This is a genomic window from Paracoccus solventivorans (assembly GCF_900142875.1).
In the GTDB taxonomy this organism is placed as follows: domain Bacteria; phylum Pseudomonadota; class Alphaproteobacteria; order Rhodobacterales; family Rhodobacteraceae; genus Paracoccus; species Paracoccus solventivorans.
The window spans coordinates 308,293-334,466 of record NZ_FRCK01000002.1 but is presented as its reverse complement, the minus strand read 5'-3'; the positions used below and the strand labels follow the sequence as shown (position 1 = coordinate 334,466).

The 26,174-nt window shown below is 71.0% G+C and carries 21 protein-coding genes; 16 read left to right on the top strand and 5 right to left on the bottom strand.

Going from position 1 to position 26,174, the window contains the following annotated elements; translation table 11 throughout:
- Positions 1–6 precede the first annotated feature (6 nt).
- Positions 7–1,455, top strand: coding sequence for an IMP dehydrogenase (guaB, locus tag BUB57_RS04870; protein WP_073063023.1), 1,449 nt, complete (start codon positions 7–9; stop codon positions 1,453–1,455).
- Positions 1,456–1,575: 120 nt separating this feature from the next.
- Here guaB and BUB57_RS04865 read toward each other — a convergent pair whose 3' ends face one another.
- Positions 1,576–2,334: a hydroxypyruvate isomerase family protein gene (locus tag BUB57_RS04865; RefSeq protein WP_073063020.1), complete on the bottom strand. Its 759-nt coding sequence runs from the start codon at positions 2,332–2,334 to the stop codon at positions 1,576–1,578.
- Entirely contained in the window at positions 2,335–2,904 is a 570-nt protein-coding gene (locus tag BUB57_RS04860; protein ID WP_073063017.1) for a DUF1285 domain-containing protein, read from the bottom strand.
- 63 nt (positions 2,905–2,967) lie between these two features.
- Between BUB57_RS04860 and BUB57_RS04855 the strand changes: the two genes are divergently transcribed.
- From BUB57_RS04855 to BUB57_RS04830, 6 genes are read left to right on the top strand one after another with little or no spacing between them, the layout of a single operon-like run.
- Positions 2,968–3,987, top strand: coding sequence for an AAA family ATPase (locus BUB57_RS04855; protein ID WP_143159617.1), 1,020 nt, complete (start codon positions 2,968–2,970; stop codon positions 3,985–3,987).
- Between the two features lies 1 nt (position 3,988).
- Positions 3,989–4,879: a DUF58 domain-containing protein gene (locus tag BUB57_RS04850; RefSeq protein ID WP_073063014.1), complete on the top strand. Its 891-nt coding sequence runs from the start codon at positions 3,989–3,991 to the stop codon at positions 4,877–4,879.
- Complete coding sequence (locus BUB57_RS04845; RefSeq protein WP_073063010.1) at positions 4,876–6,807, top strand: BatA domain-containing protein; 1,932 nt, start codon at positions 4,876–4,878, stop codon at positions 6,805–6,807. The genes BUB57_RS04850 and BUB57_RS04845 overlap by 4 nt, the downstream gene beginning before the upstream one ends.
- Positions 6,804–7,697 carry a DUF4159 domain-containing protein gene (locus BUB57_RS17290; protein ID WP_073063007.1) on the top strand — a complete coding sequence of 298 codons (894 nt, stop codon included), beginning with the start codon at positions 6,804–6,806 and terminating at the stop codon, positions 7,695–7,697. Before BUB57_RS04845 ends, BUB57_RS17290 begins: the two co-directional genes overlap by 4 nt.
- Positions 7,694–9,823 carry a hypothetical protein gene (locus BUB57_RS04835; RefSeq protein WP_073063004.1) on the top strand — a complete coding sequence of 710 codons (2,130 nt, stop codon included), beginning with the start codon at positions 7,694–7,696 and terminating at the stop codon, positions 9,821–9,823. Before BUB57_RS17290 ends, BUB57_RS04835 begins: the two co-directional genes overlap by 4 nt.
- Complete coding sequence (locus tag BUB57_RS04830; protein WP_073063001.1) at positions 9,820–11,244, top strand: D-alanyl-D-alanine carboxypeptidase/D-alanyl-D-alanine-endopeptidase; 1,425 nt, start codon at positions 9,820–9,822, stop codon at positions 11,242–11,244. The genes BUB57_RS04835 and BUB57_RS04830 overlap by 4 nt, the downstream gene beginning before the upstream one ends.
- Here BUB57_RS04830 and BUB57_RS04825 read toward each other — a convergent pair.
- Positions 11,241–11,663 (bottom strand): tellurite resistance TerB family protein, encoded by a 423-nt coding sequence (locus BUB57_RS04825; protein WP_073062998.1) that lies wholly within the window; start codon positions 11,661–11,663, stop codon positions 11,241–11,243. The two genes, BUB57_RS04830 and BUB57_RS04825, sit on opposite strands and share 4 nt — an antisense overlap.
- Positions 11,664–11,759: 96 nt before the next feature.
- Between BUB57_RS04825 and BUB57_RS04820 the strand changes: the two genes are divergently transcribed.
- Together BUB57_RS04820 and BUB57_RS04815 are read left to right on the top strand one after the other, a co-directional pair.
- Positions 11,760–13,343 (top strand): lysine--tRNA ligase, encoded by a 1,584-nt coding sequence (locus BUB57_RS04820; RefSeq protein ID WP_073062995.1) that lies wholly within the window; start codon positions 11,760–11,762, stop codon positions 13,341–13,343.
- Positions 13,344–13,564: 221 nt separating this feature from the next.
- Positions 13,565–15,856 carry a glycosyl hydrolase family 28-related protein gene (locus BUB57_RS04815; protein WP_073062992.1) on the top strand — a complete coding sequence of 764 codons (2,292 nt, stop codon included), beginning with the start codon at positions 13,565–13,567 and terminating at the stop codon, positions 15,854–15,856.
- Between the two features lie 59 nt (positions 15,857–15,915).
- On the opposite strand, the gene BUB57_RS04810 is transcribed toward BUB57_RS04815, so the two are convergent.
- Positions 15,916–16,443, bottom strand: a complete 528-nt coding sequence (locus BUB57_RS04810; RefSeq protein ID WP_073062989.1) for a HugZ family pyridoxamine 5'-phosphate oxidase — start codon at positions 16,441–16,443, stop codon at positions 15,916–15,918.
- A gap of 180 nt (positions 16,444–16,623) precedes the next feature.
- Between BUB57_RS04810 and acs the strand changes: the two genes are divergently transcribed.
- The 7 genes from acs (at position 16,624) to BUB57_RS04775 (ending at position 25,598) form a co-directional block, all read left to right on the top strand.
- Entirely contained in the window at positions 16,624–18,579 is a 1,956-nt protein-coding gene (acs, locus tag BUB57_RS04805) for an acetate--CoA ligase (RefSeq protein WP_073062986.1), read from the top strand.
- Positions 18,580–18,721: 142 nt separating this feature from the next.
- Complete coding sequence (locus BUB57_RS04800) at positions 18,722–19,030, top strand: DUF485 domain-containing protein (protein ID WP_073062984.1); 309 nt, start codon at positions 18,722–18,724, stop codon at positions 19,028–19,030.
- Entirely contained in the window at positions 19,030–20,751 is a 1,722-nt protein-coding gene (locus tag BUB57_RS04795) for a cation acetate symporter (protein ID WP_073063664.1), read from the top strand. Before BUB57_RS04800 ends, BUB57_RS04795 begins: the two co-directional genes overlap by 1 nt.
- Positions 20,752–20,804: 53 nt before the next feature.
- Complete coding sequence (locus tag BUB57_RS04790) at positions 20,805–22,256, top strand: DUF294 nucleotidyltransferase-like domain-containing protein (protein ID WP_073062982.1); 1,452 nt, start codon at positions 20,805–20,807, stop codon at positions 22,254–22,256.
- Positions 22,253–23,020, top strand: coding sequence for a sensor histidine kinase (locus BUB57_RS04785; RefSeq protein ID WP_073062980.1), 768 nt, complete (start codon positions 22,253–22,255; stop codon positions 23,018–23,020). The genes BUB57_RS04790 and BUB57_RS04785 overlap by 4 nt, the downstream gene beginning before the upstream one ends.
- The gene (locus BUB57_RS04780) at positions 23,017–23,382 is read left to right on the top strand and encodes a response regulator transcription factor (RefSeq protein ID WP_073062978.1); all 366 of its coding nucleotides are present in this window, start codon (positions 23,017–23,019) and stop codon (positions 23,380–23,382) included. The genes BUB57_RS04785 and BUB57_RS04780 overlap by 4 nt, the downstream gene beginning before the upstream one ends.
- Positions 23,379–25,598, top strand: coding sequence for a 3'-5' exonuclease (locus tag BUB57_RS04775; protein WP_073062976.1), 2,220 nt, complete (start codon positions 23,379–23,381; stop codon positions 25,596–25,598). Before BUB57_RS04780 ends, BUB57_RS04775 begins: the two co-directional genes overlap by 4 nt.
- On the opposite strand, the gene BUB57_RS04770 is transcribed toward BUB57_RS04775, so the two are convergent.
- Positions 25,595–26,080, bottom strand: a complete 486-nt coding sequence (locus BUB57_RS04770) for a hypothetical protein (protein ID WP_073062973.1) — start codon at positions 26,078–26,080, stop codon at positions 25,595–25,597. The two genes, BUB57_RS04775 and BUB57_RS04770, sit on opposite strands and share 4 nt — an antisense overlap.
- Positions 26,081–26,174: the final 94 nt, after the last annotated feature.

Sequence of the window (26,174 nt, the reverse complement as noted above, 5' to 3'; positions counted from 1 at the left end):
CATCCCATGCAGATTCGCGAGGCGCTGACCTTCGACGACGTTCTTCTGGTTCCCGCCGCATCCAGCGTGATGCCATCGACGGCGGATGTGACCACGCGGGTCTCTCGCAACATCCGCATGAACATCCCGCTGGTCAGCTCGGCCATGGATACGGTGACCGAAAGCCGCATGGCCATCGCCATGGCGCAGGCGGGCGGCATCGGGGTGATCCACCGCAACCTGTCCCCCGAAAAACAGGCCGCCGAGGTCCGCCGCGTCAAGCGCTTTGAATCGGGGATCGTGTATGAGCCGATCACCCTGCGTCCCGACCAGACCCTGGCCGATGCCAAGGCGCTGCAGGAACACTACCACGTCACCGGGTTTCCGGTGGTGGACGACCAGGGCCGCGTCGTCGGCATCGTCACCAACCGCGACATGCGCTTCGCCAGTGACGACCGCACCCCGGTGCGGGTGATGATGACCTCGGACGACCTGGCGATCCTGCACGAGCCCGCCGACCGGGACGAGGCGATCAGCCTGATGAAGGCGCGGCGCATCGAAAAGCTGCTGGTCACCGACGGGCAGGGGCGGCTGACCGGGCTGCTGACCCTGAAGGACACGGAAAAATCGGTGCTGAATCCCCTGGCCTGCAAGGACGACCAGGGGCGGCTGCGGGTGGCCGCGGCGTCCTCGGTCGGCGACGAGGGGTATGAGCGCAGCGTGGCGCTGATCGAGGCGGGCGTGGACATGGTCATCATCGACACCGCCCACGGCCATTCCGAAGGCGTGGGCGAGGCCGTCCGCCGCCTGAAAGCGGCCTTTCCGCAGGCCGAGATCTGCGCGGGCAACGTCGCCACCGCCGGCGCCGCGCGCGCGCTGGTCGATGCGGGGGTGGATGCGGTCAAGGTGGGCATCGGCCCCGGCTCGATCTGCACCACGCGCATCGTGGCGGGCGTGGGCGTGCCGCAGCTGACCGCGATTCTGGATGCGGTGGCGGGCGCGGGCGACGTGCCGGTGATCGCCGACGGCGGCATCAAGTATTCGGGCGATTTCGCCAAGGCCATCGCGGCGGGCGCTACCTGCGCCATGGTCGGCAGCGCCATTGCCGGCACCGACGAATCGCCGGGCGAGGTGATCCTGTATCAGGGCCGCAGCTTCAAATCCTATCGCGGCATGGGCAGCCTTGGCGCCATGGCGCGCGGCTCGGCCGACCGCTATTTCCAGAAAGACGCGGCCAGCGACAAGCTGGTCCCCGAGGGGATCGAGGGGCAGGTGCCCTACAAGGGCTCGGTCACCGCGGTGCTGCACCAGATGGTCGGCGGCCTGCGCGCAGCCATGGGCTATACCGGCTGCGCTACCATCGAGCAGATGCGCACCGGCTGCGAGTTCGTGCGCATCACCGGCGCCGGCCTGCGCGAAAGCCACGTCCACGACGTGCAGATCACCCGCGAATCGCCGAACTATCGGCTGGGGTGAGCCGCGCGGTGCGGCCGCCCGCAGGGGCGGCCCACCCCCGTGGATTGCGGCACCGCCCCCGGCGATACCCACCGCAGCACCCGGCAGCAATTCCAGCAGCCGCGCCGGATGCGGGACCCGTCACCCCACATCGGTGAGCCAGCCCAGCCCGGCCTCGGTGGTAGTGGCGGGGATGTATTCGGCCGATACGAACCCGTCATAGCCCGAGGCCGCCAGCCGCCGGAAGAACGCCGGATAGTCGATGTCGCCGCCCGCAGGCTCGTGCCGGCCGGGGACGCCGGCGATCTGGACGTGGCGGGCGCGGGCGCCGTGGCGGTCCCAGCAGGCGAGCGCGTCGCCGGTGATGCGCTGCGCGTGATAGGCGTCGAATTGCAGGCCGATATTCGGCGCCCCGATCTCGTCCAGGATCTCGGCGGCGAGGTCGAAGTCGTCCAGGAAATAGCCGGGCAGGTCGGCGGTATTGGCGGGCTCGATCAGCAGGCTGGCCTGCGGCGCCCGTGCCGCCGCCCAGGACAGGTTGCGGATGAAGCTCTGCCGCGCCTCTGGCCCCCGCGCGCGTCCGGCCATGACATGGATATGCCGCGCGCCCAGCTCGCCGGCAAAGCGCAGCGCGCGGTCGAAGTCGCGGCGAAAGCGATCCTCGCCGCCGGGGATGGCGGCAAAGCCGCGCGGCCCGCCCGCCCAGTTCGGGGGCGGGGTGTTCAGCGCCACGAACTCCAGCCCCTCGGCGCGGGCGGCGCGGGTCAGCTCGCGCGTGGCGAGGTCATAGGGAAACAGCACCTCGACCCCGGAAAACCCCGCCCGCCGCGCCGCGGCAAAGCGCTCGGTCATCGGCAGTTCGGTGAACAGAAAGGTCAGGTTGGCCGCCAGCCGCGCCATTCAGCCCTCCAGCGCGAAGCTGGCCCCGCGCGAGCGCAGCACCAGCCGGCCCGCTTCATCCTCGGACGCGGCCTCGACCAGCCGATAGAAGGTCTTGCGGTCGATCAGCGCATCGAGGCCGCCGCGCACATGCACATAGGGGCGCGGCTCGCCGTCGCGACTTTCGACCCGGATCGGGTTGTCGGGCCCGGCCACCACCTCGTCGCCGATATTGGTGACAAAGCGGATCTCGTCCGCGGCGATCTCGGCGTCCACGGCCAGGAACGGCGCGTCCTGCACCTTGATGCCCAGTTTTTCCACCGGGGTGACCAGGAAGAAACGGTCCCCCTCGCGTTTCAGGACTGAGGCGAACAGCCGCACCATCTCGGGGCGGCCGATGGGGCTGCCCTCGTGGATCCAGCGCCCGTCGGCGCGGATTTCCAGGTCCATCTCGCCGCAATAGGGCGGGTTCCACAGATGCACCGGCGCCGGGCCGCGGCCCTTGGCCTGCCGCGCCGCGGCGATGATGCCGGCGCCCGGGGTGGTCGCCGTCGCGCGATCGTGCGGCGAATCTGCCTGTCTGTCCGTCATTGCTGGTGGAGCCTCTGCATTTCTCCTCATATGCTCGGGATAACGCAGAGCAGGGGCAGAGTCATGGCCGCACACGCCGATATCGCCGCAGGGCAGGATCTTGCCGCCGAGGCCGGGCAACTGGCCGCGCGCCTGACCGCGGCCCGCGCCAGCATCGAGCGCCGCTTCGTCGGCCAGCACGAGGTGGTGGAACAGGTGCTGGCTGCGATCCTGTCGGGCGGGCACGCGCTGCTGGTCGGGCAGCCGGGGCTGGGCAAGACCATGTTGGTCGATACGCTGTCGACGGTGCTGGGGCTGGACAGCGCCCGCATCCAGTTCACCCCGGACCTGATGCCGGCCGACATCCTCGGGTCCGAAGTGCTGGACATGAACGCCGACGGCAGCCGCGCATTCCGTTTCGTTCAGGGGCCGGTGTTCACCCAGCTGCTGATGGCGGACGAGATCAACCGCGCCAGCCCCCGCACCCAATCCGCGCTGCTGCAGGCCATGCAGGAGGGCGAGGTCACCATCGGCGGCGCCCATCGCCCGCTGGGCCGGCCTTTCCACGTGCTGGCCACGCAGAACCCCATCGAGCAGGAGGGCACCTATCCGCTGCCCGAGGCGCAGCTGGACCGTTTCCTGGTGCAGGTGGACATCGACTATCCCGACCGGGACACCGAACGCGCGATCCTGCTGGCCACCACCGGGGTCGAGCAGGACCGTCCCCACCCGGTGCTGGACGCGCCGGCGCTGATCGCGGCGCAGCATCTGGTGCGGGCGATGCCGGTGGGGGAAAGCGTGACCTCGGCCATTCTCGACCTGGTGCGGGGCGCAAGGCCCGGCGCGCCCGAGGCCGATGCGTGGCTGTCCGAGACGCTGGTCTGGGGGCCGGGGCCGCGCGCGGCGCAGGCGCTGATGCTGCTGGTGCGGGCGCGGGCGGTGCTGCAGGGACGGCTGGCGCCGACGCTGGACGACGTGGCCGCCATGGCCGCGCCGGTGCTGCGCCACCGCATGGCGCTGTCGTTCGCAGCGCGGGCGCGGGGCGCGACCTCTGACGAGGTGGTGGCGCGGCTGATCGAGGGCAGCCTGCTGGCGGCCGCCTGACATGAGGGGGGCCGGGTCCAGCCGCGGATTCGCGGCGACAGGGACGGGCGGGGCGGCGGCGCTGCGGTTGCGGGCCGAGGCGGCGGCGCTGGGGCTGCCCGAGCTGATGCTGGCGGCCGAGCGGCTGGCCTCCAGCGTCGATCCGGGCGCGCATGGGCTGCGCCGCGCCGGCACCGGCGAGGATTTCTGGCAATACCGCGCCGCCGTGCCCGGCGATCCGGCCGGGCTGATCGACTGGCGCCGCTCGGCGCGCTCTGACGCGGCCTTTGTGCGCGAACGCGAATTGCAGGCGCCGCAGGCGGCGGTGCTGTGGGTCTCCGGCGCGCCCGGCATGGGGTGGAGCGGCGATCCCGCCCGGCCAGCCAAGCGCGACCGCGGCCGGGTGCTGGCGCTGGCGCTGGGGCTGTTGATGCTGCGCGGGGGCGAACGGGTGGGCGTCGGCGCCTCGCCCGCACGGCCCGGCCGCACGCAGGCCGATGCGCTGGCCCGCGACCTGCTGGCCGCCACCGACGAGCTGCCGGGCGAAGCCGCGCTGCGCCCGCATCGCCGCGTGGTGCTGGTCGGGGATTTCGTGGGCGATCTGACGGGCCTGCGCGGGCTGCTGGGGCAGGCGGCGGCGCTGAATTGCCGGGGCGCGCTGCTGCAACTGCTCGATCCGGTCGAGGAGACTTTTCCTTTTGCCGGGGCGGTGCGGTTCCGTGCCCCTTCGGGCGAACGCCACGCCACCGGCAACGCCGCCGCCCTGCGTGACGCCTATCTGGCCCGGCTCGCCGCCCGCCGCGACGAGCTTGCGCAGCTGGCCGCGGGCGCGGGCTGGCAGTTCGGCACCCACGACACCGGCGCCGCGCCCGCGGCCGCGCTGCTGTGGCTGCACGGGGCGCTGTCGCCATGATGACGCTGGGCCCCCTTGGATTTGCGGCGCCGTGGCTGCTGACCGCGGGGCTGGCGCTGCCGCTGCTGTGGCTGCTGCTGCGCGCGGTGCCGCCCGCCCCGCGCGAGGTCGAGTTTCCCGGCACCGCGCTGCTGCTGGGGCTGGCCGACCCCGCGCCGGTTACCCGCCATACGCCCTGGTGGCTGCTAGCGCTGCGGCTGCTGGCGGTGGCGGCGGCGATCATCGCCTTTGCCGGGCCGGTCTGGCGTCCGCAGCCGCAGGCAGCCGGCGGGGATGGCCCGCTGCTGGTCCTGATGGACGCCGGCTGGGCCGCTGCCCCCGGCTGGGCCGAGGCGCAGGCGCGCGCCCGCGCCTCGGTCGACCGCGCGCAGGCCCAGGGCCGCCCGGTGGCGCTGTGGCTGGCCGACGGGCAGGGCGGGCGGGGGCAGGGGCCGGTGTTCGGCACCGCCACCGATGCCGCTGCCACCCTGCGCGCCGCCAGCCCGCAGCCGTGGGAAACCCGCTATTCCGCCGACCCCGCCGCGATGCTGGGCGATGCGCCCGCGCAGTTCCAGACGCTGTGGATCGCGGACGGGCTGGACCATCCGGGGCGCGCTTCGCTGCTGGCGGCGCTGGCCGCGCGTGGGGCGGTGACGGTGGCGGTGCCTGCCCGTCCGCTGCTCTCGTTGGCCGTACAGGATAGTGCGCAGCCCTCGCTGATCCTGCGGGCACATCCCCCCGGACCGCTGCCCGAGGTACTGGCGATGGGGCCGGACCCGCAAGGCATCCCGCGCCAGCTTGCGCGGCTGCGCGCAGCCGCGGACAGCGACCCCGCGGCCGCCGTCATCCCGATCGACCTGCCGCCCGAGTTGCGCAACCGCATCACCAGTTTCGCCGTCGAGGGCGCGGCATCGGCCGGGGCGGTGGTGCTGGCCGACGACCGCATGCGGCGGCGCAAGCTGGCGCTGGTCGGCGACGCCCGCGCGACCGAAGGCCAGCACCTGCTGTCGCCGCTGCATTACCTGCGCCAGGCGCTCGCGCCCTCGACCGACCTGATCGAGGGCACGCTGACCGATGTGCTGCAGGCAAGCCCCGACGTGGTGGTGCTGGCCGATACCGCCCCCGGTGCGCAGGCGCAGGAGCTGGCGGAATGGGTGGTGCAGGGCGGGCTGCTTGTGCGCTTTGCCGGGCCGCGGATGGCGGCGCAGCCTGATCTGTCGCAGGACGGGCTGCTGCCGGTGCGCCTGCGCCCGGGGGGCCGCGACGCCGGCGGCGCGCTCAGCTGGGGCGAGCCGCGGGCGCTGGCGCCATTCACAGCGGACGGGATTTTCGCCGGGCTGGCGATCCCCGCCGATGTGCTTGTGCGCGCGCAGCTGCTGCCCGAGCCGGACCCCGACCTTGCCGCCCGCACCATCGCGCAGCTTGAGGACGGCACCCCCCTGGTCACCCGCGACAGCGTGGGCGCGGGCCGGATCCTGCTGGTCCACACCACCGCCAACGCGGAATGGGGCAATCTGGCGCTGTCGGGGCTGTTCGTGGCGATGCTGGACCGGATCGTGCAAAGCGCCCCGGGTGCGGCGGGGGCGGATGCCCCGGATACCGCGCCCGCCGAGACCGGCCATTGGGCGGCGCAGCTGGTGCTGGACGGCTTCGGCCGCCCCCGCGCGCCCGAGGGGCTGGCCCCGGTCGCGGCCGAGGATTTCGCGCAAGGGCCCGGGCCGCTGGCGCCGGCGGGAGTCTACGCCTCGGGCGAGCGTCAGGCGGCGCTGAACGCGGGCGGGCCGATGGTGGCGGCGGACTGGCCCGGCGCCACGGTCGAGGCCGCCGAGGCCGCGCCCGGCACGCCGCTGGGCGGCTGGCTGCTGGCGCTGGCCGGTCTGGCGCTGGCGGCGGACGCCCTTGGCAGCGCGCTGGTCGCGGGCGGGCGGCGCCGGATGGGGGTGGCATGAGCAGGCGCATCCTTTCCCTGGCGCTGGCCCTGCTGCTGGCCGCACTGCCCGCGGCGGCGCAGGAGCCGCCCGCGCCCGATCCGCGGCTGGTCGCCGCGGCGGCGGATTCGGCGCTGGCCTTTGTGATCACAGGCGATCCGCAGCTGGACCGCGCCTCGGAGCTGGGGCTTGCCGGGCTCAGTGCCGCGCTGCGGGCCCGCACCACCGTCGAGCCGGGCACCCCGGTCGGCGTCGATCTGGACCAGGACGACCTGTCGCTGCTGACCTTCCTCTACTGGCCGGTGACGGCGGATCAGCCGCCGCCCTCGCCGCTGGCCTATGCGCGGCTGAACCGGTTCCTGCGCAGCGGCGGCATGATCCTGTTCGACACCGGCGACGGCGATCTGGAAGGGATCGGCGGGCTTGAGAGCACCGGCAGCGGTGCGTTGCAGCAACTGGCGGCGCCGCTGGAAATCCCGCCGCTGGCGCCGGTGCCGCGCGACCATGTGCTGACGCGCTCATACTATCTGCTGAGCGAGTTTCCCGGCCGCCACCGCGGCGGCACGCTCTGGGTCGAGGCGACCTCGGCCAGCGCCGAACAGGGGGCGCTGGGGGTGACCAACGACGGGGTGTCGCCGGTGGTGATCGGCGGCAACGCCTGGGCCGAGGCCTGGGCCGAGGACGACTCGGGCCGCCCCGCCTATGCGATCGGGCCGGGCTACGACAGCGGCCGACAGCGCGAGCTGGCGCTGAGATTCGGCATCAACATCGTGATGTATGCGCTTGGTGGCAATTACAAATCCGACCAGGTGCATGTGCCGGAACTGCTGGAGCGGCTGGGCCGCGAACAGGGCGGCTATGAGTTCGGCGCCCCCGACTATGCCCCGCTGCCGCAAAGGCTGCTGCCATGAGCGTGGTGGGTCTCGGGCTGGGTTTCGCGCCGCTGCTGGGCTGGGGCGTGGTCGCCGCGGCTCTGGTGCTGGCGCTGCTGGCCGCCGCGCTGGCGTGGTGGCACGGCCTGCGCGGCTGGGCGTGGCGGCTGGCCGCGGGGCTGGCGGCGGCGGCGGCCATGGCGGGGCCGATGCTGGAAACGGGCGTGCGCCGGGCGCTGTCCGACATCGTGCTGCTGGTCGAGGATCACAGCGCCAGCCAGTCCCTGCCGGGTCGGGCCGCGCAGCTGGCGGCGGCCTCGGAGGCGATGGCCGCGCAGATCGCCGCCCGCCCGGATACGGAACTGCGCCGCGTGACGCTGGCGGACGACCCTGACGGCACGCTGCTGGGCGAGGCCATCGCCCGCGCGCTGGCGGCGGAACCCGAGTCGCGTCTCGCCGGGATGATTGTGATCACGGACGGGCGACTGCACGATCCCGCGGCGCTGCCGGCCGAGGCGCCGGCGCCGGTGCATGTGCTGCTGACCGGGCAGGCGGAGGATTGGGACCGCCGGCTGGTGATCGAGGAATCCCCCGGTTTCGGCCTGATCGGCCAGCCGGTGACGCTGCGGCTGCGGATCGAGGATCAGGGCGCCGTCCCCGACGAGGTGGCCGGCCGCGCCGCCACCCTGCGCCTGTCGCTGGACGGCGAGGACGAGCAGATCGTCTCGATCCCGCCGGGGATGCCGCTGGACATTCAGGTAACGCCGGAACACCCCGGGCAGAACGTGGTGGCGCTGGCGCTGGACCCGCCGGACGCGGGCCCGCCGCAGCTGACCGAGCTGAACGACCGCGCCGTGGTCCGCATCGAGGGCGTGCGCGACCGGCTGCGGGTGCTGCTGGTGTCGGGCGAGCCACACTCGGGTGGAAGAGTATGGCGCAACATCCTGAAATCGGACACGAATGTCGATCTGGTTCATTTCACCATCCTGCGGCCGCCGGACAAGATGGACGGGGTGCCGGTGGATGAGCTGGCGCTGATTGCCTTTCCGACCGAGGCGCTGTTCCACGACCGGATCAACGATTTCGACCTGATCATCTTTGACCGCTACCGGGTGCGCGGCATCCTGCCGCCGCAGTATTTCGACAATATCCGCCGCTATGTCGAAGCCGGGGGCGCGCTGCTGGTCGCCTCGGGGCCCGAGATGGCGGGGGTGGAAAGCCTGCATCTGTCGCCGCTGGGCGCGATCCTGCCGGCGCGGCCGACGGGGCGGTTCGTTGATGCGCCGTTCCGGCCGCAGCTGACCGAGGCCGGGCGCCGCCACCCCGTCACCGCCGCGCTGCAGGGCGCGCCGGGCAGCGCCGGCGCGCCCTGGGGCCGCTGGCTGCGCAGGGGCGAGGTGGTGGCCGACCCCCGCGCCGAGGTGCTGATGACCGGCGAGGGAGAGCGCCCGCTGCTGGTCGCCGGCCGCGCGGGTCAGGGGCGGGTGGCGCTGCTGACCTCGGACCAGGTGTGGCTGTGGGGGCGCGGCTTCGAGGGCGGCGGTCCGCAGGCCGAGCTTTTGCGCCGCGTCGCGCATTGGTCGATGAAGGAACCGGATCTGGAGGAAGAGACGCTCTCGGTCCGCGTCGCCGAGGGGCCGGTGCTGGCGATCACCCGCCGCACCATGGAGGACGCCATCGGCCCGGTCGAGATCACCCGCCCCGATGGGTCCACCGCGACGCTGGTGCTGGAGCCCGAGGGCGCCGGGCGGTTCTCGGGGCGGTTTCCGGCGCCGGCGCCGGGGCTGTATCGGCTGGCCGAGGGCGAGCTGACGCGGGTGGTGGCCGTCGGTCCCGCCGCCCCGCGCGAGTTCGAGCAGACCGTCGCCGACGCTGCTGCGCTGAGGCCGCTGGTGGCGGCGACGCAGGGCGCGGTGCTGCCGCTGTCCGAGGGCGTGCCGGACCTGCGCGCGGTGGCAGTTGGGCGGCAGGCGCATGGGCAGGGCATCGCGCGCCCGTGGATCGCGATCACCCCGCGCGGTGCCGAGGCGGTCGAGGGGCTGGCGGTGCGGCCGCTGCTGCCGCCCTGGGCGTGGCTGCTGCTGATCGTCGGGCTGGCGCTGGCGGCGTGGCTGGTTGAAGGCGGGCGGCTGCGGACACGACGTGAGGATTCCGGGGTTCGATGATGAAAAGGCGTGAGTTTCTGCTGGCGGCCTCGGCTGCGGTCATGGCCGGTCCGGCAGGGGCAGGGCGGCCGCGCCGCAGGCCGGCGCCCTCGGTCGCGCAGCTGTTCGCGGGGGCGGGGCTGGGCAATGCCTCGCTGGGATTCGCGGCGATCGACCTGGGTCCGGGCGCGGTCCTGCAGGCCGAGGGCGCAGAGCTCGCGCTGCCCCCGGCCAGCACGCTCAAGACCGTGACCGCGCTTTATGCGCTGGACCGGCTGGGGCCGCAGCACCGGTTCACGACGCGGGTGCTGCGCGAGGGCGACACGCTGGTGCTGGCGGGGGGCGGCGACCCGGCGCTGGACACCGATGCGCTGGCGGTGCTGGCGGCCGAGACCGCGCAGGCGGTGGGCGATTGGCGGCCCTTGCGCTTTGCGGTCTGGGGCGGCGCGCTGCCGCAGGTAGAGGAGATCGCGCCGGGGCAGGCGGCGCATCTGGCCTATAATCCAAGCGTTTCCGGGATGATCCTCAACTATAACCGCGTCTATCTGGGCTGGCGCTGCGAGGCGGATTGCACGCTGGATCTGCAGGCGCGCGGGTCCGCGCAGTCGCCGCGAGCCTGGACGATCAGCGCCGGCACCAAATCGGGCGGCGGCTTTGGCCACAGCGTCGCCGAGGGGCGCGAGCATTGGCAAGTGCCGCGCGCCGGGCTGGGGCGCAGCGGTTCGCGCTGGCTGCCGGTGCGCCGTCCCGAGGCCTATGCGGGCGACGTGTTCCAGACGCTGGCGCGCGCGCAAGGGTTGCCGCTGCCCGCGCCCGAGGTGGCGCATATGCCGCCCGCGGGGGTCGAGATCGCGCGACTGGACAGCGCGCCGCTGACCGTGCTGCTGCGCGGGATGCTGGAACATTCCACCAACCTGACCGCCGAGGTGGTGGGGTTGGCCGCCAGCGGGGCTATGAGCCAAGCGGATTCGGCCCGGGCGATGGGCGAGTGGCTGGCGGCGGCGGGGATCACCGGCGCGGTGCTGGCGGATCATTCGGGGATGAGCCCGCAGAACCGCATCACCGCGCAGGCGCTGGCGCGGCTGCTGGCCCGGCCGCAGGCCCGCGCGGCGCTGCGGCCGCTGCTGAACACCGACCCGCTGCGCGAAGTGCTGGGCGAGGCCGCGCAGGGCCACGGCCGCAACGGCGCCCCGCTGGTGCAGGCCAAGACCGGGACGCTGAACTTCGTGTCCTGCCTGGCCGGCTATGCGGCGGCGGAGGGGCGCGAGATCGCCTTTGCCACGCTGATGGCGGATGAGCCGCGGCTGGCGGCCACGACCGGGCAGGACTGGCCTCAGGGCTCGCTGGCTTGGGTGAAGCGCGCCAAGCTGTTGCAGCGCGACCTGGTGGCGGCGAGCCTGCGCGACGATGCCGCACCCGCCGCGCTGCCGCCGGAAATCTAGAGCTGACGGTTGCGGGCGTTGGCGGCCAGCTCGATGGCGGCGGCGTGCAGGCGGTCGATCTGCAGTTCCTCGCGCAGCTCGACCAGCAGCCGCAGCTCGACCTGATCGGCGCGGCCATCGGCGGCGGCCACGTCGCAGGCCAGCACATAGGCGGTTTCGTAAAGCGATTCGGGCAGCGCGTCGCGGATCAGCCCGAACAGCGCGTCCAGCCCGTCCTCTTCCTCGAAGATCGACAGCACGGTCTGCGACACCCCCCGCACCCGGTCGATGTCATAGGCGGCAAAGACCGGGGTGTGGTTCACCAGCCGCTCGATCGCCACCATCTCGGCGGTGCCCAGGCCCTGTCCGGCGGCCGAAACCGCCACCATCACGGCGACAAGCGCGTCGCAGGGCGACATTGCGGGCAGGGGCAGGGTCATGGGGGCCTCGGGGTCGCGGGCGGCGCTTGGGCGCGCCTGTGTTGACGATATCTGGACCGCCCGCTACGGCAGGGGCCGAACGGACGGAGAATGACGATGACCACCCTGCGCGATGCCGCGATGAATTCCAAGGCCTGGCCTTTCGAGGAAGCGCGCCGGGTGCTGAAACGTTACGCCAAGAAAGACCCCGAAAAGGGCTATGTGCTGTTCGAGACCGGCTATGGCCCCTCGGGCCTGCCGCATATCGGCACTTTCGGCGAGGTGGCGCGCACCACCATGGTGCGCCGCGCGTTCGAGATCATCAGCGACATCCCCACGCGGCTGTTCTGTTTTTCCGACGACCTGGACGGGATGCGGAAGGTGCCGGACAACGTGCCGCAGACCGAGATGCTGCGCCAGCATCTGCAAAAGCCGCTGACCAGCGTGCCGGACCCGTTCGGCGAATACCCCAGCTTCGGCGACCACAACAACGCCATGCTGCGCCGGTTCCTGGACACTTTCGGGTTCGAATACGAGTTCATCAGCGCGACCGAGTTCTATCGCTCGGGGCAGTTCGATGCCACGCTGCTGCTGGCGGCGGAACGCTATGACGCGATCATGGAGATCATGCTGGCCAGTCTGCGCGAGGAGCGCCAGCAGACCTACAGCTGCTTCCTGCCGATCCACCCGGAAACCGGGCGGGTGCTGTATGTACCGATCAAGAATGTCGATGCGGCGCGGGGCGAGATCACCTTTGACGACGAGACCGGGCGCGAATGGACGCTGCCGGTCACCGGCGGCAACGTGAAGCTGCAGTGGAAGCCCGACTTCGGCGCCCGCTGGGCGGCGCTGGATGTGGATTTCGAGATGTATGGCAAGGACCATTCCACCAACACCCCGATCTATGACGGCATCTGCGAGGTGCTGGGCGGCCGCGCCCCCGAGCATTTCACCTATGAGCTGTTCCTGGACCAGCACGGGCAGAAGATCAGCAAATCCAAGGGCAACGGCCTGTCGATCGACGAATGGCTGACCTATGCGGCCACTGAAAGCCTGTCCTATTTCATGTATCAGAAGCCCAAGACCGCCAAGCGGATGCATTTCGACGTGATCCCCAAGGCGGTGGACGAATACCACCAGCAGCTGCGCGCCTATCCCGGGCAGACGGTGGACCAGCAGCTGGCGAACCCGGTCTGGCACATCCACGGCGGCAAGGTGCCCGAATCGAATCTGGTGGTGCCGTTCCAGATGCTGCTGAACCTGGCCTCGGTGTCCGCGGCGCAGGACAAGGAAACGCTGTGGGGCTTCATCCGCCGCTATGCGCCCGAGGCGACGCCGCAGACCCACCCCGACCTGGATGCGGCGGCCGGGTTCGCGGTGCGGTATTTCAACGACTTCGTGGCCCCCACCCGCGCCTTCCGCGCCCCCACCGACACCGAGCGCGCGGCGCTGGAGGATCTGGCGGCGCGGCTGGCGGCGTGGGACGGTCCCGCGGACCCGGAAGCGTTGCAGACCATGGTCTTCGCCATCGGCAACGCGCACGGGTTCGAGCCGCTGCGCGACTGGTTCCAGGCGCTGTATCAGGTGCTGCTGGGCGCCGATCAGGGGCCGCGGTTCGGCGGCTTCATCGCGCTTTACGGGGTGGCCGAGACCCGCGCGCTGATCGAGCGGGCGCTGGCCGGAGAGCTTGAGGCGGTCTGAGGGCGGATGGTGCGTGCGGAGCACGCACCCTACGGCCGAGGATGCGTGGTGGCCGCGTAGGGTGCGTGCTTTGCACGCACCGCCCCCCGCCTCTGGCCCGTTGCCGTCCCCCTTCTTGCACCGCGCGGCTGGTTAACCGGGCGTCAACCCTTGCGCGGCAGTGTTCCGGGCTGCTGCGGGGCGTGTCGTGACCTCGCATCCTCAAGGGGAAGGACGAGCGCATGAACATCGCCATCACATCGGGGTTGCAGCTGATGCCGCCGGGGTTCGCCGCGGGGCTGGCGGCATGGTCGCAAGAGGACGGGAGGTCGGGCCAGACCACCTGGGCCAGCGCCGCCAACGCGGCCGTCGTCCCGGCCGATCAGGATTTCGGCGCCTGCCTGGAAATCGTCAAGCAGGCGACCGAAACCCGCATCCGCTTCACCGGGGAAACCCCGATCCTGCCGGGGACCTATCTGCGGGTCTCGGCGCGGGTCAAGGCGGTGGCGGGGAACCTGGCTTCCGTCCGCATCGCGGGCTGGCCGGGGAACGCGCAGCGCCAGCGGGTGAACGGGGTCACCGTCACCGGCCCGGTGGTGGCGCTGCCGGGGCACGGGCAGGTGGTCGAGGTCTCGGCCATCGTCGGCACCTCGGCCCGGCCGGGGGTGCATATGGGCTGGGGGCCGACGGCGGTGTTCGGCCATCTGGGGCTGGACATCACCGGCCCGAACGGCGGCGCCGTCCGTATCGAGAGCATCCGCATCGAGGACATCACCGCCGCCTTTGTCCCCGCGATGATCGACTGGGTGGATGTGCGCGACTATGGCGCAAAAGGCGACGGGGTGACCGACGACCGCGCGGCGTTCCAGCTGGCCGACGCGGCGGCGGCGGGCGGGCAGGTGCTGGTGCCGGCGGGCAGCTATTACATCGGCGGCAACCTGACCATGAACGAGCCGGTGCGCTTCGTCGGCACGCTGGTGATGCCCCGCACCGCCCGGCTGGGGCTGCGGCGCAATTTCGACCTGCCCTCTTACGCCGATGCCTTCGGCGACGAGACCGAGGGGATGAAGCGCGGGTTGCAGGCGCTGCTGGATTACAGCGACCACAACATCTTCGACCTGTGCGGCCGCAAGGTCGACCTGACCGAGCCGCTGGTGATCGGCGACATCATCCCCGGGCTGACGCAGTTTTCCGCCCGCCGCGTCATCGCCAACGGCCAGATCGCCATCGTGGACGGCCCCGCCTGGGAAACCGGCACGCTCACCGCCACCGCCACCTATGACCCCGAGCGCCCGCTGGAGCTGCGCGCCGTGGGCCAGATCGCCGCGATCGAGGTCGGCGCGCGCATCTCGGGTCCCGGGGTCGGGCGCGAGATCTATGTGCGCGACAAGAACATCGCCACCGGCACGCTGACCCTGTCGCAGGCGCTCTATGGCGGCGCCGGCACCCGCAGCTATACGTTCGAGCGCTACCGCTACGCCTTCGATTTCTCGACCGTGCCTCAGGTCGACCGCTTCTATTTCATGAACGTGGATTTCGGGCTGGACGGGCGGGCCAGCGGGGTGATGCTGCCGCCGCAGGGCGAGCTGTGGTCGTTCCGCGACTGTTTCATGACAAGGCCCAAGGACCGCGGCATCACCTCGATCGGCGAGGCGTGCCAGGGGATGCTGATCGACCGCTGCGAGTTCATGTCCCACGACATGGGCCAGCCGGTGCAAAGCCGCACCAGCGTCTGCCTGAACGTCAACGCCAACGACGCAAAGATCCGCGACAACCGCTTTGTCCGCTTCGGGCATTTCTGCGTGGCGGCGGGGACCGGGCATCTGATTTCCGGCAACCACTGGTTCCAGGGCGACAGCCAGAACACCGGGCTGCGCAGCGCCGGGCTGGTGCTGACCGGGCGCAATGCGCAGGTGACGATCACCGGCAACTATATCGACAACGCCAGCATCGAATGGACGAACGAGCACCACCCGGTGCCGAACTCTGCCGGGCAGCCGCCGTTCGGGGGGGTGACGATGACCGGCAACACCTTCCTGTGCTCGCACACGGTGGCCAGCTTTTCGTGGATCGTCATCAAGCCGTTTGGCACCAACCACTGGCTGCACGGGCTGACGGTGATGGGCAACGTGTTCAAGTCGCTTTACGCGCAGATCGACCGGGTCGAGCGGGTGGACACCAGCTTTGCCAATCTGGACGTGGCGCGGATGCGCAACGTCCGGTTCGAGGGCAACACCTTCAGCGGCGTGCGCACCCCCACCGCCAACCCGCTGACCGTCAGCCACCGCCAGAATACCGCCGCCGCGCGCTGGGTGGTGGGGACGGGCGGCGCGCTGCCGTTCAGCGCGCAGGCGCTGCGGGTGGAATCGGTGGTGGCCGAGGGCGCGGTGACCACCGCCAGCGGCGCCCGCAACACCGACCTGCCCTCGGTCACCGCGGCGCAGGGGACGGCGAAGGACCAGCTCTATCTGGATTTCTCGCAGGCTGTGCGCGGCACGATGGCGCTGAAGATCCGCATGGATCAGGCGGAATGACCCGCGTTCCGCGCTGAACATCCTGCCCGGCAGCCTTGTGCTGCCGGGGCTTTGTCGCGTCAGCTCAGATCGGCCGGGCCCAGTTGATAGGCCCGGCCGAAACCTGCGTTCAGCAGCCCGCCGCGGGGTTGCAGCCGCCACAGCCGGAAATCCGGCAGCCGCGCATAGACCGCCGCCTTGGGGTCGCGGGCCAGCCAGTCCGCGCGCAGGGTGGCGTCTTCGGCGGGGTCCCGCAGCTCTTGCGCCTCGACCTGCAGCGACAACCGCGCCCGCGCCAGGGCGATGCCGCGCGCATCCGGTGCGGTAGGGGCGTCGATCAGCAGCGCCGCGCGCGGGTCGCGGCGCAGCGCGGCGGTGTGCAGCGCCAGCCCCGACAACATCGCCCACAGCCCCCCGGCAGCATCCCGCTGCACCGCGATCCGCGACGTCATCGGCCAGCCCTGCGCGTCCAGAACCGCCAGCACCGCGCTGTCTGCCGCCCGCAGGATCGCCTCTGCGTGCGCGCGGGCGGGGTCGTCGGCGGGACGATGCGGGCCGGTTGGCGGGTTCTCGCCGGTTTTGCCCGCGACAAATTGCCCAATTCCCATGTTTATGTCCCCGAATCCGATGGTTTTTTACAATATACGCAAGAAACAGGGTTTATTTTGCAATTTTTGCATATGACAACCGCGCCGGGCGCTTCTAGGCTCCGTCCTATCGTCGGCCGCTTGTGCCGGCGGTTCGCGGCGTTGAGGATCGCTGCGGTTCTGGACGGCTAGGGAGGTTATATGTCTGTCGCACCAGTGGCCAAGCACCCTGTTCCCGAAGGCTATGAAAAGGCTCATGTGACGCCCGAATCCTATCGTGCGCTCTATCAGGAATCCCTGTCCGACCCCGACGGGTTCTGGGGTCGCGAGGGGCGGCGGCTGGACTGGATCAAGCCCTATACAAGGGTGAAGAACACCGATTTCATGATGGGTCAGGTCTCGATCAAGTGGTACGAGGACGGGATCCTGAACGTCTGCGTCAACTGCGTGGACCGGCACCTGCCCAAACGCGCCAACCAGACCGCGATCATCTGGGAACCCGACGATCCCGACACCCCCGCCCGCCACATCACCTATGCCGAGCTGTCGGAAAAGGTGAACCGGATGGCGAACGTGCTGCTGAGCCAGGGGGTGATGCGCGGCGACCGGGTGGTGATCTACCTGCCGATGATCCCCGAGGCCGCCTATGCGATGCTGGCCTGCGCGCGGATCGGGGCGATTCATTCCATCGTCTTTGCCGGGTTCTCGCCCGATGCGCTGGCCAACCGGATCAACGACTGCGGCGCCAAGCTGCTGATCACCGCCGACAGCGCCCCGCGCGGCGGCCGCCGCACCGCGCTGAAATCCAACGCCGATGCGGCGCTGCTGCATTGCTCGGACAGGGTGCGCTGCCTGGTGGTCAAGCACACCGGCGACCAGACCACCTGGGTGCAGGGCCGCGACGTGGACGTGCTGGCGCTGATGGAACACGCCAGCCCCGACTGCCCGCCGCGCCCGATGGGGGCCGAGGATCCGCTGTTCATCCTGTATACCTCGGGCTCGACCGGCAAGCCCAAGGGGGTGGTGCACAGCTCGGGCGGCTATCTGGTCTATGCGTCGATGACGCATCAGAACACCTTCGACTATCAGGACGGCGACGTGTTCTGGTGCACCGCCGACGTGGGCTGGGTCACCGGCCACAGCTATATCGTCTATGGGCCGCTGGCCAACGGCGCCACCACCATCATGTTCGAGGGCGTGCCGAACTATCCCGACCCCGGCCGCTTCTGGGCGGTGTGCGAAAAGCACAAGGTGACGCAGTTCTATACCGCGCCCACCGCGATCCGCAGCCTGATCAGCCAGGGCACCGAATGGGTCGAGAAATACGACCTGTCCAGCCTGCGGGTGCTGGGCTCGGTCGGCGAGCCGATCAACCCCGAGGCGTGGAACTGGTACGACAAGCACATCGGCAAGGGCAAATGCCCGATCGTGGACACGTTCTGGCAGACGGAGAACGGCGGCCACATGATCACTTCGCTGCCCTACGCGATCGAGACCAAGCCCGGCTCGGCGACGCTGCCCTGCTTCGGGGTGCGCCCCGAGGTGCTGGACCCGACCACCGGCGCCGTGATCGACGGCAACGGGGTCGAGGGGGTGCTGTGCTTCGCCGACAGCTGGCCGGGGCAGATGCGCACGCTGTGGGGCGACCACCAGCGTTTCGAAGAGGCGTATTTCCAGCAATATCCCGGCTATTACTTCACCGGCGACGGCTGCCGCCGCGACGAGGACGGGTATTACTGGATCACCGGCCGGGTGGATGACGTGATCAACGTCTCGGGGCACCGCATGGGCACCGCCGAGATCGAAAGCGCGCTGGTCGCCCATCCCAAGGTGGCCGAGGCCGCGGTCGTGGGCTATCCGCACGACCTCAAGGGGCAGGGCATCTACGCCTATGTCACGGTGATGAACGGGGTCGAGCCCTCGGACGAGCTGCGCAAGGAGCTGGAGACCTGGGTCCGCACCGAGATCGGCCCCATCGCCAGGCCCGACCTGATCCAGTGGGCGCCGGGGATGCCCAAGACCCGCTCGGGCAAGATCATGCGCCGGATCCTGCGCAAGATCGCCGAAAACGACTATGGCAGCCTGGGCGACATCTCGACGCTGGCCGACCCGGGCGTGGTCGACGAGCTGATCGAAAACCGCATGAACCGCGGATAGCCCCGACAAGCGCAGCGCCGGCCGGATCGAGGAGGTCCGGCCGGCCACCGGCGAGCTGGCCGGATCCGTGACGGGCCCCCGTGGCCGCGCCGCGCGGGCAGATTGTCAAAGAATATCATTTTACTCGTGGGAGGATTTCTCCATGCAGGACTCGATGCTCGAACGTATCGCTTCCGACCCGAACTATCAGGAGCTGCGACAGAAACGGCTGCGATTTGGCTGGAGGCTGACCATTGCGATGCTGGTCGTCTATTACGGCTTCATCACGCTGATCGCCTTCAGCAAGGAAACGCTGGCTGCGCGCATCGGCGACGGCGTCATGACCTGGGGGATCCCGATCGGCTTCGGCGTGATCCTGTTCACCATCGTCATCACCGGGGTCTATGTCGCCCGCGCCAACAGCGAATACGACGACCTGAACGAGCGGATCAAGCGGGAGGCGCTGAAATGATGCCGGGACTTTCCATGGGCCGCTTCCTGGGCCTGTCCACGCTGCTGCTGGTGCCCTCGCTGGTCGTCGCCGCCCCCGCGCTGGAAGGCGAGATCCAGAAACAGGCGACCAACTGGACCGCGATCGGGATGTTCGCGATCTTTGTCGCCGGGACCCTGTTCATCACCAAATGGGCCGCCTCGCGCACCAAGTCGGCGGCGGATTTCTATACCGCCGGCGGCGGCATCACCGGGTTCCAGAACGGGCTGGCGATCGCTGGCGACTACATGTCCGCGGCCTCGTTCCTGGGGATCTCGGCGGCGGTGATGTCGAACGGCTATGACGGGCTGATCTATTCCATCGGCTTCCTGGTCGGCTGGCCGATCCTGACCTTCCTGATGGCCGAGCGCCTGCGCAACCTGGGCAAGTTCACCTTTGCCGACGTGGCCTCGTTCCGCTTTGCCCAGACGCCGGTGCGGGTGTTCGCGGCCAGTTCCACGCTGGTGGTGGTCGCCTTCTACCTGATCGCGCAGATGGTCGGCGCCGGGCAGCTGATCAAGCTGCTGTTCGGGCTGGAATACTGGATGGCGGTGGTCATCGTCGGCGCGCTGATGATGGTCTATGTGCTGTTCGGCGGCATGACCGCCACCACCTGGGTTCAGATCATCAAGGCCTGCCTGCTGCTGGGCGGGGCGTCCTTCATGGCGTTCATGGTGATGATGTCGGTGGGCTTCAGCCCCGAGCGGCTGTTCGCCGGCGCGGTGCAGATCAAGACCGACCTGGCGCTGGGCGCCGGCCAGACCCCGGAAGAGGCGGCGGTCGCCGGCCAGTCGATCATGGGGCCGGGCAACTTCATCAAGGACCCGATCTCGGCCATCAGCTTCGGTATGGCGCTGATGTTCGGCACCGCCGGGCTGCCGCATATCCTGATGCGCTTCTTCACCGTCCCCAGCGCGAAAGAGGCGCGCAAGTCGGTGATGTGGGCGACCGTCTGGATCGGCTATTTCTACCTGCTGACCTTCATCATCGGCTTTGGCGCCATCCTGTTCGTGCTGACCAACCCCAGCTTCCTGGAAGCGGACGGCGGGCTGATCGGCGGCGTCAACATGGCGGCGGTGCATCTGGCCGACGCGGTGGGCGGCAACATCTTCCTGGGCTTCATGTCGGCGGTGGCGTTCGCGACCATCCTTGCGGTGGTGGCGGGGCTGACGCTGTCGGGGGCCTCGGCGGTGTCGCACGACATCTATTCCAGCGTGCTGCGCAAGGGGAACGCCGACAGCGCCACGGAACTGCGGGTGTCGCGGATCACCACGATCGCGCTGGGGATCATCGCCGTGATCCTGGGGATCGCCTTCGAAAAGCAGAACATCGCCTTCATGGTGTCGCTGGCCTTTGCGGTGGCGGCGTCCGCGAACTTCCCGGTGCTGTTCCTGTCGATCCTGTGGAAGGACATGACCACCCGCGGCGCGGTGATCGGCGGCTTCCTGGGGCTGATCTCGTCGGTGCTGCTGACCGTGCTGTCGCCTTCGGTGTGGGAGGCCACGCTGGGCAACCCGGCCGGGTCCGCGCCCTTCCCCTATACCTCGCCTGCGCTCTTCTCGATGACGCTGGCGTTCCTGGGGATCTGGCTGTTCTCGGTCACCGACAAGAGCCGGCGCGCCGCGGTCGACCGCGCGGGCTTCCTGGCGCAGCAGGTCCGGTCCGAGACCGGGATCGGCGCCTCTGCGGCCTCGGCGCATTGACGCCTGCGGGGCTCAGGGAAAACGACGGTGCGGCCGGGCCTTCGGGTCCGGCCGTGCCGCTGGCGTCTGGCGGCGGCGATCATGCCCGGCGCGAGACGCTGACGCTGATCACCTCGCGCGTGGGGGACGCGCCGGTGCGCAAGCCGTTCTTTCTGGAGGCGGGCACCGACATCGTCAGCGCCTGCCGGCAGATGGCGGCGGCCGGCGTCACCGACGTGCTGGTGCAGGACGGGGGCGCGGCGGGGGACCGGCTGGGCATCTTCACCACCACCAACCTGCGCGACGTGCTGCTGATGGACCGCCCGCCCGCGTCCATCACCCTGCGCGAGGTCGCGGCCTTTCCCGCCATCACCATCGACCGCGGCGCCGAGCTGTTCGAGGCGATGATCCTGATGCTGCGCCATGGCGTCCACCGGCTGGTGGTCTGCGAGCGCGGGCAGGTGGCGGGGGTGCTGCGGCAGCTGGACCTGATGGGGTTCCTGGCCAACCATTCGCATCTGATCGCGCTCGAGGCGGCCGAGGCCGGCAGCGTCGCGGCGCTGAAACGCGCCGCCGACCAGATCGCGCCGCTGGTCGCGGTGCTGCATCAGGACGGGGTGCGCATCGAGGTCATCGCCAGGCTGGTGGGCGAGCTGAACCGCACCGTGTTCCGCCGCCTGTGGGAGCTGGTGGCCCCCGAGAGCCTGCGCGAGAACTCCTGCCTGATCGTGATGGGCAGCGAGGGGCGCGGCGAACAGATCATGCGCACCGATCAGGACAACGGCCTGATCCTGCGCGACGGCGTAGCGCCTGAAACCGCGGCCGCCGCCACCGCCGCATTCACCGCGGCGCTGGTCGATTTCGGCTATCCGCCGTGCCCCGGCGGCATCATGGCCAGCCGCCCGGACTGGTGCCGGCCGGTGGCCGGGTTCCGCCGCGCCATCGGGCAATGGGTGCATGGCGACGACCCCGAGGGGCCGATGAAGCTGGCCATCTTCATGGATGCGCTGGCGGTGTCGGGCGATGCGGAGCTGCTGGCCGGCCTGCGCGCGCAACTGGCGCGGCTGATGTCGGACAGCGACGCCTATCTGGCGCGCTTCGCGGCTTCGGTGAACAGTTTCTCGCAGGACCGCAGCTGGTGGTCGCGGCTGCCGGGGATGACCGGGCGCGGCTCGGCCGAGATCGACATCAAGAAGCTGGGGATCTTTCCCATCGTGCAGGGCGCGCGGGCGCTGGCGCTGAAATACCGGGTGTCGGACCTGCCCACCACCGCGCGGCTGGCGGCGCTGGCGCAGGCGCGGCGGATCACGCCTGCGCAGGCCCGCGACCTGTCGGATGCGCTGCATTTCCTGATGGGGGTCAAGCTCGACAGCAACCTGCGCCAGATCGAGGACGGCCGCACCCCCGACAATCTGATCCGGCTGGACGCGCTGGGGGCCTTGGACCGCGAGGGGCTGAAAGAGGCGCTGGCCATCGTGCGCGGTTTCCGCGACTGGATCACCCAGCATTTCCGGTTGCAGACATGAGCGGGCGCGGCGGTCCCCCGGCGCCCGGCGCCATGGAAGCGCCGCATGACGAGGTCTTGGCCGCTGCCGTCCACGAATTGCGCACGCCGCTGACCGCGATCCGGGCGCTGGCCGAGCTGATGCAGGACAGCCCCGACATGGACCCCGCCGAGCGCGAGGGCTTCCTGTCGATCATCGCCGATGAGGCCGCGCGGCTGGGGCGGCTGGTGGACGGCATCCTCGACGCCGCGAAGCTGGGCACCGCGTTTGCCGAATGGGACATGGCGGCGCTGGACCCGGCCGCGCTGCTGCGGGACGCGGCGGCGGTGGTGCGGCCGCTGCTGGCGGCGCGGGGTGTGGCGCTGGAACTCGATCTTGCGCCGGTGCCGGTGATGCGCGGCGACCGCGACCGGCTGTTGCAGGTGGCGCTGAACCTGCTGTCGAACGCCGCCAAGTTCGCGCCCGAGGGCCGCGGCCGCATCACCGCCGCGCTGCATCCCGTGCCCGCGGGGATCGAGATTTCTGTCACCGACAACGGCCCTGGCATCCCCGAGGAGGAACGCGAGGCGATCTTTCGCCCCTGGCACCAGTCCGGCGCCCCGGGCGCGCGCACCAAGGGCAGCGGGCTGGGCCTGCCGCTGGCCCGCAGCATCGTCGCCCGCCACGGCGGCCGCATCCTCGCCGGGCCCGCGCCGGACGGGGGCGCGCGCTTCGTCGTCACCCTGCCGCTGGACCCGGCCCCGGCAGGCGACGCTGCGGCAGGCGGAAAGGAGGAGACCCCATGACCCACACCGTGCTGATCGCCGACGACGAGCCGAACATCGTCGTCTCGCTGGAGTTCCTGCTGAAACGCGAGGGCCACCGCGTGCTGATCGCCCGCGACGGCGCCGAGGCGCTGGCGATGATCCGCGCCGAGCGTCCGCGGCTGGTGCTGCTGGACGCGATGATGCCGGGCCTCTCCGGCTTCGACCTGTGCGAGACGCTGCGCAGCGACCCCGCGCTGGCGGGCACCCGCATCGTCATGCTGACCGCGCGTTCGCGCGAGGCCGATCAGGCCCGCGCCATGGGGGCGGGGGCGGATGCCTTTGTCGCCAAGCCGTTTTCGACCCGCGATCTCGCGGCCCGCATCCGGGGGCTGCTGGCATGAAGCCCGGGCGGCTCGCACCCCTGATCGCGCCGGGGGTGGCGCTGGGGCTGTGGTCGCTGGGCGGCGCGGTGGTGTTCCTGTCGGTGCTGGGACCGCGGGGCGCGGCGCTGCGGCAGGCGGTGTTCCAGGCGCTGGAAGCGACCTGGATGGTGATGTTCCTGTGGTGGCTGGGGGCGGCGGTGCTGCTGGGGTGGCTGGCGCAGCGCGCCCGCCACCGGTTGATCGTCGCCCCCCAGCGCCTGCTGGGCGCGATGCGCATCGCCGCCGCCGACGAGACGATGGATTCCGTCCCCGACATCGCCCACACCCCCGAAACCCAGGCGCTGGCGCAGGAAATCGACCGGCTGCTGGGCCAGCGTCGGGCGCTGGCCTCCTACATGGCGCGGCTGGTCGCCGACGCCAGCCGCAGCGTCGCCGAGCAGCGCGACCAGCTGGCGGCGCTGATGACCGAGCTCGACCACGCCGTCGTGGTCTGCAACCGCGAGGGGCGGATCCTGCTTTACAACGGCCGGATGCGGGCGCTGGCGCGGCGGATTTCGGGGCGCGGCGGCGGCGACAGCGCGGGGGCAGAGCTGATCGGGCTGGGCCGCTCGATCCACGCGCTGATCGACAAGGCGGCGCTGGACCACGCGCTGGACCGGGTCGAGGCCCGCATCGCCCGCGGCGCCGACGGCAGCGCGGCGGCCGCGCAATTCGTCACCGCCTCGGACGCCGGGCATCTGCTGCGCGCCAGCGTGGCGCCGGTGCGGCGCACCGATTTCGCCGAGATGGGGGGCGAGGCCGACGACAGCGACGGCAGCGACCCCGAGGCGCTGACCGGGTTTCTGCTGATGCTCGACGACATCACCGAGGATCACGAGCGCCAGACCCGCCGCGACCGCGCCCTGCAGGACATGTATGAACGCAGCCGCGCCGCGGTCGCCAACATGCAGGCGGCGCTGGACATGCTGGAATACCCCGACCTTGGCGCCGCCGACCACGACCGCTTCCTGTCGGTGATCCGCGACGAGGTGGCGGCCATGCACCGGCGGCTGCTGGCGGACGAGGAGGCGGCGGCGCAGGATATCGGCTCGCGCTGGCCGCTGCACGACATGCTGGGTACCGACCTGCTGGCGGCGGCGGTGCGCCGGCTGGCCGCCACCGCGGGCGCGCCGATCACCACCCAGCCGATGGCGCAGGACCTGTGGCTGCTCATCGACAGCTTCGGGCTGATCGGGGCGCTGGACCATCTGGCGCGCCGCATCCTGGCGCTGCATCCCGACCCGGTGCTGTGGCTGCGGCTGACCCCGGCGGGGCCGCGGGCGCATCTGGACCTGGGCTGGGTGGCCGATGGCGCGGCGCTGGACCCGCGCGACTATTCGGCGCTGCCCGACGAGCCGATGGCGCAGCCGGTGGCCGGGGCGCTGAGCGTGCGCGAGGTGGTGGACCGCCACGGCGGCGAGATCTGGCTGGAGCGCGAGCGCGACAGTTTCGGGGGCAGTGGCGGCGGGCGGTTCTTCCGGCTGCTGCTGCCCCGCGCCACCGCCGACACCGCGCCCCCCGAATCCGCCATCGGCAGCCGCCCCGAGTTCTACGACTTCGGCCTGTTCGCCGCCGGCCACGCCAGCGCCGACGACAACCGCAAGCTGTCGGAACTGGCCTTCACCGTCTTCGACTGCGAGATGACCGGCCTCGACCCCGCCGGCGGCGACGAGATCATCCAGATCGGGGCGCTGCGCATCGTCAACACCCGCATCCTGCGCGGCGAGACCATCGACCAGCTGGTCGACCCGCAGCGCTCGATCCCCGAGGCGGGCATCGCCATCCACCACATCACCCCGCAGATGGTCCGCGGCCAGCCCGCCATCGCCGAGGTGCTGCCGGTGTTCCACCGCTTTGCCGCCGACAGCGTGCTGGTCGGCCACAACATCGCATTCGACATGCGGTTCCTGAAGCTCAAGGAAGCCGCGACCGGGCTGCGCTTCGACCATCCGCTGCTGGATACGCTGCTGCTGTCCAGCGTGCTGCACCCGGCCGAGGACAGCCATTCGCTGGAGGCGGTGGCCGCGCGGCTGGGGGTGGAGATCGGCGCCCGCCACACCGCGCTGGGCGACGCCATCGCCACCGCCGAGGTGTTCGTGCGCATGATCCCGCTGCTGGCCCGGCAGGGGATCGAGACGCTGGGGCAGGCGCGGGCGGCCTCGGACCGCTCGCAATTCGCGCGGCTGCGCTATTAAAGCTCGATCTGCGGCAGCAGCGGCGGCGGGCTGGGCGGGTCGGACAGCGGCGGATGCCCGGGCGGCAGCGCGCCGGGGCTGCGCGGCATCAGGTTTTCCACCGGCGGCGGCGGCGGTGCGCCCGGCTTGCGGCGGATCAGGATGTCGCCGTTCGCCAGCCGCTCGGGCGGCAGCTCGTAATTGCCGATGTCGTCCATCAGCCGCCCGAGGTCGTCGAGCATGGGGCGGTATTCCTCCATCAGCCCGCCCATGTCCTCGGCCAGCCCCTCCAGATGCGGCTGGGCGCGGTCGAAAAGCTCCATCAGGAAACCCTCGAGCACGCTTCCGGCGGGGGCGTCGTCGGAGGGCGCCCCGGGCGCGGGATCATCCGCGCGCGGCATCTGGAAGGGGGTGTCGGGGGCTTGCTGCGCGGCGGCGGGTAGGGCGGACAGCGCCAGTGCGAGGGCCAGTGCGAGGGCCGTGGCCAGGGTGAAACGGGACATCGGCACTCCTGCAACCGGAAAACGGGACGGGCCGCGGGGCCCGGTTCCCAAGGAACACCCTGAGCAGATGGGAGTTCCGCCCCGGGCGGTCAAC